The organism is Cellulomonas sp. A375-1, assembly GCF_001040865.1.
Taxonomy (GTDB): domain Bacteria; phylum Actinomycetota; class Actinomycetes; order Actinomycetales; family Cellulomonadaceae; genus Cellulomonas; species Cellulomonas gelida.
The window spans coordinates 27,146-33,583 of the sequence record NZ_LFKW01000051.1 but is presented as its reverse complement, the minus strand read 5'-3'; the positions used below and the strand labels follow the sequence as shown (position 1 = coordinate 33,583).

The following is a 6,438-nucleotide window of genomic DNA, read 5'->3' as shown; positions in this document are numbered from 1 at the left end:
CCTGCACACCTGGCACCTGCTCGAGCCCCTCGACGAGCCGCGAGCGCAGCGCGGACTCGTGCGCGGCCAGCGCACCCGCCGGCAGCGCGGCGAGCGCGTCGCACGCCTCGGCCAGCGCGATCGCGCCGACCACGTTCGGCGAACCGGCCTCGTGCCGCGCGGGCGCAGGCTGCCACACCGTCCGATCGGCGCGCACGTCGCGCACCGCACCTCCCCCTGCGAGGTACGGCGTGCCGGTGTCGAGCCAGTCGCGGCGTCCGACGAGCGCGCCCGCTCCGAACGGCGCGTACGTCTTGTGCCCCGAGAACGCGACGTAGTCGGCGCCCGTGGCTGCGAGCGAGAAGCCGCGGTGCGGGACGAGCTGCGCGCCGTCGACGGCCACGCGGGCGCCCGCGGCGTGCGCGATCTCGACGACACGCTCGACGGGCAGCGCCTCACCGGTCACGTTCGACGCACCCGAGACCGTGACGAGCGCGTACGGGTTCGCGGCGAGCTCCGCCGCGAGCGACTCGAGCGTCGCGGCGACCGTGGCCGCGATCGGCAGGATCGTCGTGCGGTGCCCGTGCGCGTGCCGGTCCGACGTGCGCAGCCACGGCAGCAGGTTCGCGTGGTGCTCGAGGTCGAGCACCAGCACGCGTCCGCCCGCCGGGATGACGCCCGCCAGGAGGTTCAGCGCGTCGGTCGTGTTGCGCGTGACGACCGCGACGTCGTCCTCCCGCGCGTCGACGAACCGCGCGATCGTCTGCCGCGCGGACTCGTACAGCGCGGTCGAGACCTGCGAGAGGTAGCCCGCACCGCGGTGGACGGACGCGTACAGCGGGAGCACCTCCGTGACCCGGTCCGCGACCGCCTGCAGCGCGGGTGCGCTCGCGGCGTAGTCGAGGTTGGCGTAGACGCGCTGCGTCCCGTCCACGAGCGGCACGGTGGTGGTGCCGCCGACGACGGGGAGCAGCGGCTCGACGGGCGCGAGGGCGGCCGTCGCGCTCGCCGGGCTGCCCGACGAGACGGCCTCGAGACACGGCGCGAGCTCGGCGACGACGGTCATGGAGGTACCTCCGAGGATCCGGGGACCCCTGTGGGGTGTCCCGCGCTTGCCGTCACCGGTCGGTGCACGGCCTGGTCGTCACCCGGGGCACCCCACCGCGGAGGAGGGTTGCCGGCCAGCGAGCCGGGGCTTCGCGCTGGCGCTCATGACCTGACGGCAAGGGTGACGATCGCGCCCCGCGACTGTCAACGCCGGAACGGACACGTCTCGCAGAGCGGGACACTGTGTTCATCAGGTGGATGCTCCTCGGCTCGTGGCGTTACGCTCCTGCCACCATCCAGAGCGGCCGAGAGATCTGGCTCGACGACGCCGCAGCAACCCGCGGTCCCTGCCTCACGAGGCGGGCGACCGGCCGAGGGTGCTACCGCCAGGACCGATGGAGGAGAGCATGGCGTACGCAGGCGACCTCACCCCGCAGCAGGCCTGGGACCTGCTCACGTCCGACGAGCGCGCGCTGCTCGTCGACGTGCGCACGGAGGGCGAGTGGCTCCAGATCGGCGTCCCCGACGCCACGGACGCGGGCGACCGCGCGGCGTTCGTCGAGTGGCTGACGCCCGCGGGCCCCAACCCCGCGTTCCTCGACCAGCTCGGCCTGGCCGGTCTCGAGCCCGGCGACGGTCGGCCCGTCGTGTTCCTGTGCCGGTCGGGCGTGCGCTCGATCGCCGCCGCGCAGGCCGCGACCGCTGCCGGCTTCGGGCCTGCCTACAACGTGCTGCGCGGCTTCGAGGGCGACATCGGTCCCGACGGTCAGCGCGGCCACTGGGGCTGGCGCGCCGAGGGTCTGCCCTGGCGGCAGGCGTGACCGCCCGCGTCCCGGGCCCCGGCGACTGGGACGCGCGCCGCGTCCCCGTCGAGTCCCTGCGCCCCGACACGCTCGCCGTGCGCGCGGGTCAGGTGCGCTCGCAGTTCGGGGAGTTCGGTGAGGCGCTGTTCCTCACGCAGGGCTTCACCTACGAGTCCGCGGGCCAGGCCGAGGCCGCGTTCGCGGGCGAGGTCGACCGGTTCCTGTACTCGCGCTACAACAACCCGACCGTCTCGACGTTCGAGGAGCGCCTGCGCCTGCTCGACGGCGCCGAGGCGTGCTACGCGACCGCGTCGGGCATGTCCGCGGTGTTCACCGCGCTCGCCGCGCTCGTCGGCCAGGGCTCGCGGATCGTCGCCGCCCGCGCGTTGTTCGGGTCGAGCGTCGTGATCTTCGACGAGATCCTCGCCCGTTGGGGCGTGCGGACCGACTACGTCGACGGGCACGAGCTCGCGCAGTGGCAGCAGGCCCTGGCCACGCCCGCCGACGTGGTGTTCTTCGAGACGCCGTCCAACCCCATGCAGGACCTGGTCGACATCGAAGCCGTCTCGCGCCTCGCGCACGCCGCGGGCGCCGTCGTCGTCGTCGACAACGTCTTCGCCACGCCGGTGTTCTCCCGCCCGCTCGACCTGGGCGCGGACGTCGTCGTCTACTCCGCGACGAAGCACATCGACGGCCAGGGCCGCGTGCTCGGCGGCGCGATCCTCGGCACCGAGGAGTTCGTGCGAGGGCCCGTGCAGACCCTCATCCGCAACACCGGGCCGTCGCTCTCGCCGTTCAACGCGTGGGTCCTGCTCAAGGGCCTCGAGACCATGTCCGTCCGCGTGCGCCACCAGGCCGCGTCCGCGCTCCGGCTCGCGCAGTGGCTCGAGGAGCACCCGGCCGTCGCGTCGGTGCGCTACCCGTTCCTGCCGTCCCACCCGCAGCACGCCCTCGCGCTGCAGCAGCAGACGGGGGGCGGGACGGTCGTGACGTTCACGCTCCGCACTCCGCAGGACGCCCCGCCCGAGGTCGCAAAGAAGGCCACGTTCGGCGTGCTGGACGCGCTGCGCGTCGTCGACATCTCGAACAACCTGGGCGACGCGAAGTCGATCGTCACCCACCCCGCGACGACGACCCACCGCAAGCTCGGCCCCGAGGGCCGCGCACGCGTCGGCATCGGCGAGGCCACGGTCCGCTTCTCGGTGGGCCTGGAGGACGTCGACGACCTCCAGGACGACCTCTCCCAGGCCCTCACCACCCTCACCTGACCTCTGCGGCCGCCCACCGGTGACCTCCGCGACCCGCCCACCCCACGACCCAGCACCCGCTCCGGCCTTCCGCACTCGAAGCCGGAGCATCCGCTGCCTCACCGAACCCACCCCCGACGACCCAGCACCCGCTCCGGCCTTGAGCGCTCGATGCCGGCGCACGCGCAGGGTCGTGGGGTGGTGGCGGTCGACGGGCGGTGCGTGCGGGGGCGCGACGCAGGTGAGCGAGCAGCCCTGGCCGGGTCACAGCTGGTGGAGCGCGGCGGCCACCTCGGGGACCAGGCGGCGTGACGGGCCGACGAGGGCGAGCTCGACCGCGTCCACGCCCGTGCGTCGGAGCACCTGCGCCACCGCCTCGGCGAGCGCGTCGATCGGCGCGACGAGCATCGCGTCCCCGGGCAGCCAAGCAAGGTGGGAGAACGCCGCGGCGTACATCAGGTGCTCGCGCCGGCGGTGGGCGTCGGCCTCGTCGTCTGCGACGACCGTCTCGACCTCGAGCACGACGAGCACGTCGGCGCGGTCCCTGCCCACGGCGGCGACCTCGTCGTCGAGCATCTGGACGAGCGCGCGCACCGCGGCATGCGTCGGCAGCCCGGCACCGTGCCGGATGCGGATGACGTCCGCGCGGGCGGCGGCGAGCGCGATCGTCGTGGGGTCGAGGGTCGCGTCGTCGATGACGAACTCGGTGCCCCGCGATGGCTGGGCGGCGGGCAGCGGGGCGCGGACGACGAGATCGTCGGCGACGCGGGGGCGGGGAGCGCGGACGTGCGTGAGGGGCTGAGCCACGGGAGGAGTCCTCGGGTCGTGCGGGTGCGCAGCGAGGGCCGTCGGGCCGCGGGCGCGCGGGGTCGTCAGCTCAGCGACAACACACCCGGACCGAGAACATGCGGGCAAGGCTAACCGCCAACCCGCGCCCCGACCAGCCCCTGTCCACCACCGCCACCCACTTCACCCCCACCCCCGTCCCCACCCCCACGACGAGCCCACTCCCCCTCCCGACGAACCAGCGGTCGCTCCGGGGATCCGGCGTCGAGACTTGAGCAGGCGCTGGGTCGCGCGGCACGCTCCCGACGAACCAGCGGTCGCTCCGGCCGCCCAGCGTCGAGACCTGAGCGGCCGCTGGGTCGCGCACGCCCCGACGAACCAGCGGTCGCTCCGGCCGCCCAGCGTCGAGACTTGAGCAGGCGCTGGGTCGCGCGGCACGCTCCCGACGAACCAGCGGTCGCTCCGGCTATCCGGCGTCCAGGCCGGAGCAGGTGCTGGGTCGCGCAAACCCCTCCCGACGAACCAGCGTGCGCTCCGGGGATCCGGCGTCCAGGCCGGAGCGGGTGCTGGGTCGTGACGGGGACGGGGGTGTGGGTGGGGCGGGGGTCAGTGGAGGGGGCGGGCGAACCAGAGGGTGATGAAGTCGCGCGCGGGGTTGGTGAAGGGGCGGATCGGGCGGTAGCCGTCCGAGAGGTAGAGCGTGATCGCCTCGGGCTGGCGGATGCCCGTGCCGAGCACCGCGGTGGTGAAGCCTCGCGCACGGGCCTCGTCGTGCGCGGTGGCGAGCAGCGAGCGGGCCACGCCGGCGCCGCGTGCCTGATCGGTCACGTACAGTTTCTTGAGCTCCACGCTCCCGTCCGGGTACCCGTCGCGCGGGGCCCGAAGCGTCAAGCAGCCCACGGGCTCGTCGTCGAGACGCGCGACCCAGGTGACGAGCTCGCCGGTCCGCTGCCGCGCGTCGTCCGAGGCGAAGCCGTGGTCGGGCTCGTCGGTCACCAGCTCCGGATAGGTCCGCGTGTTCCATGCCCACATGGCGCGGCGCAGCGCCACCGCGGTGTCGTCGTCCCACCCGACGGTCTCGATCACGAGCGAACGCCCGCCCTCGACCGCGAGCGGACGCCTGCCGTGCGCACTCGGTCGCTCCCGCGCAGCGCTGGCGGTCAGGTCCTTGGCGAAGCATCGCGACGACGGCTCGTCGACGTACTCCGCGTAGTTGGGGATCGACCGGTAGCCGAGCGACAGGTAGAGACCGATGGCCTCGGGCTGGAGCACGCCGGTCTCCAGGACCAGCCGGGTCCAGCCCTGCTCGTGGGCGAGTCGCTCGAGCTCGAGCATCACGCGCCGCGAGTGCCCCCGTCCGCGCGCGCCCGGCACGGTGTAGAGCCGCTTGACCTCGGCGACGCCGGCACCGAGCTCGTCGGACGCGTCACGCAGCGCGACGCACGCGACCGGCTCGTCGTCCTCGCGCAGCACGACCATCGCGACGATCGACTCGCCGGTCATCTCGTGACCGATGTCGTCGTCGCCGTACCGCTCACGCAGCTCGGCCTGCTGCGCGGTGCGCAGCTGCGCCGCGTGCTCGTCGTCCCAGCCGACGTGCGCGAGCGCGACCCCCATGCGTCAGCCGACGAGCGCGTGCAGGACCGACGTGAAGAAACGCAGACCGTCCGTGCCCGTGCGCGGACCCTTCCCACCGTCCGGGCCGAAGCCCTCCTCGACCGCGTGCTCGGGGTGCGGCATGAGCCCTACGACGTTGCCACGCGCGTTGCTGATCCCTGCGATGCCGCGGCGCGAACCGTTGGGGTTCACGTCCTGGTAGCGGAACACCACCCGGCCCTCGCCCTCGAGCTCGTCGAGCGTGTGCTCGTCGGCGACGTACTGGCCGTCCTGGTTCTTCAGCGGGATCGTGATGCGCTCGCCCTGCGTGTAGTCGCGGGTCCAGGCCGTGTCGACGTTGTCGACCGAGAGGACCTGCTCGCGGCACACGAAGTGCAGGTGGTCGTTCTTGATCATCGAGCCGGGCAGCAGGTGCGCCTCGGTGAGGACCTGGAAGCCGTTGCAGATGCCGAGCACCGGCAGGCCGCGGTTCGCGGCGTCGACGATCTCGCTCATGACCGGCGCGAACCGGCTGATGGCGCCCGCGCGCAGGTAGTCGCCGTACGAGAAGCCGCCGGGCAGCACCACGGCGTCCACGCCGTGCAGGTCGGCGTCGCCGTGCCACAGCGCGACGGGCTCACCGCCCGCGAGCCGCACGGCGCGTGCGGCGTCCCGGTCGTCGAGCGTGCCGGGGAACGTGACGACGCCGATCCGGCTCACGCCGTGACCGCCGTCTCGTCGGCGTAGACCGCGACGACGTCCTCGATGACCGGGTTGGAGAGCACCTGCTCACCGGCCGCCCGGGCCGCGGCGAGCACCTCGTCGGTGACCTCGCCCTCGACCTCGAGCTCGAACCGCTTGCCCTGCCGCGCGTTGGCGAACTGGTCGAAGCCCAGCCGGCTCAGCGCGGCGGCGACGGCCTTGCCCTGCGGGTCGAGGATCTCGGGCTTCGGCATGACGTCGACGACAACTCGTCCCAC

Annotated in this window: 7 protein-coding genes and 2 riboswitches; of the genes, 2 read left to right on the top strand and 5 right to left on the bottom strand. The window is 73.7% G+C overall.

The window, feature by feature from the left end; translation table 11 throughout:
* Positions 1–1,045, bottom strand: a 1,045-nt coding sequence (locus CWIS_RS06000) for an aminotransferase class V-fold PLP-dependent enzyme (protein WP_048342391.1), incomplete at its 3' end; no start/stop codon positions are given.
* 37 nt (positions 1,046–1,082) lie between these two features.
* Positions 1,083–1,196, bottom strand: a riboswitch (SAM riboswitch).
* Between the two features lie 119 nt (positions 1,197–1,315).
* Positions 1,316–1,428, top strand: a riboswitch (SAM riboswitch).
* 5 nt (positions 1,429–1,433) lie between these two features.
* On the opposite strand from CWIS_RS06000, the gene CWIS_RS05995 reads away from it, so the two are divergent.
* Both CWIS_RS05995 and CWIS_RS05990 read left to right on the top strand, forming a co-directional pair.
* Positions 1,434–1,847: a rhodanese-like domain-containing protein gene (locus CWIS_RS05995; protein WP_048342381.1), complete on the top strand. Its 414-nt coding sequence runs from the start codon at positions 1,434–1,436 to the stop codon at positions 1,845–1,847.
* A complete protein-coding gene (locus CWIS_RS05990) occupies positions 1,844–3,097 on the top strand; it encodes an O-succinylhomoserine sulfhydrylase (RefSeq protein ID WP_048342346.1) in 1,254 nt (417 codons plus the stop codon). The genes CWIS_RS05995 and CWIS_RS05990 overlap by 4 nt, the downstream gene beginning before the upstream one ends.
* A gap of 243 nt (positions 3,098–3,340) precedes the next feature.
* On the opposite strand, the gene CWIS_RS05985 is transcribed toward CWIS_RS05990, so the two are convergent.
* The 4 genes from CWIS_RS05985 to purS all read right to left on the bottom strand — a co-directional run bounded on the left by CWIS_RS05985 (position 3,341) and on the right by purS (position 6,438).
* Positions 3,341–3,883: an LLM class flavin-dependent oxidoreductase gene (locus tag CWIS_RS05985; protein ID WP_048342345.1), complete on the bottom strand. Its 543-nt coding sequence runs from the start codon at positions 3,881–3,883 to the stop codon at positions 3,341–3,343.
* Positions 3,884–4,468: 585 nt separating this feature from the next.
* Complete coding sequence (locus CWIS_RS05975) at positions 4,469–5,479, bottom strand: GNAT family N-acetyltransferase (RefSeq protein ID WP_048342343.1); 1,011 nt, start codon at positions 5,477–5,479, stop codon at positions 4,469–4,471.
* A gap of 3 nt (positions 5,480–5,482) precedes the next feature.
* On the bottom strand, positions 5,483–6,178 hold the full coding sequence (purQ, locus tag CWIS_RS05970; protein ID WP_048342342.1) for a phosphoribosylformylglycinamidine synthase subunit PurQ: 696 nt from the start codon (positions 6,176–6,178) through the stop codon (positions 5,483–5,485).
* Complete coding sequence (gene purS / locus CWIS_RS05965; RefSeq protein ID WP_048342341.1) at positions 6,175–6,438, bottom strand: phosphoribosylformylglycinamidine synthase subunit PurS; 264 nt, start codon at positions 6,436–6,438, stop codon at positions 6,175–6,177. Before purS ends, purQ begins: the two co-directional genes overlap by 4 nt.